Genomic DNA, 604 nt, shown 5'->3' on the forward strand with positions numbered 1-604 from the left:
CAAGGAATTACGGTATATATGACAAACATTCCTACGGAATGGGTACCAAAAGAGAAAATCTATGATTTATATTCACTACGTTGGCAAATTGAACTGTTATTTAAAATATGGAAATCCTGGTTTCAAATTCATCGTTGTAAATCTATTAAACAAGAGCGATTAGAATGTCATCTTTATGGACAACTCATTAGTATCCTATTATGTTCTTCTACAATGTTTAAGATGAGAGAACTCCTGTTACGTAAGAAACAGAAAGAGCTAAGTGAATATAAAGCAATGTACATAATTAAAGATTATTTTTCACTTTTTCACCAAGCATTAAACAAAAACACCCAAGAGCTATCAAAGGTTCTCCTTCGTCTGTTTAACCTCCTACAGCACAACGGACGAAAATCTCATCGATACGAGAAAAAGACAGTCTTTGATATTTTGGGTGTTGTCTATGAGTATACCACTTCTACTCATCAGGTAGCATAGTAAAAAAATTCAAACCCGTCAGGGTTTATTTGATATGCCTACTTTTATAACATCTATAAACGATAATAAAATACTACGTGAAAAGATCGCATTTTGTATAAAAATATCCCTTAAGTTGATGGGTGTG

The 604-nt window shown here is 32.6% G+C and carries 1 protein-coding gene; it reads left to right on the forward strand.

Annotated elements, in window-relative coordinates; genetic code table 11:
- Window positions 1-477 (forward strand): transposase (locus JDS80_RS30680; protein ID WP_199640817.1); only part of this gene is annotated, 477 nt, incomplete at its 5' end.
- Window positions 478-604 lie beyond the last annotated feature (127 nt).

It is taken from the genome of Bacillus cereus group sp. N8, assembly GCF_016483685.1.
GTDB classification, from domain to species: Bacteria; Bacillota; Bacilli; order Bacillales; family Bacillaceae_G; genus Bacillus_A; species Bacillus_A proteolyticus.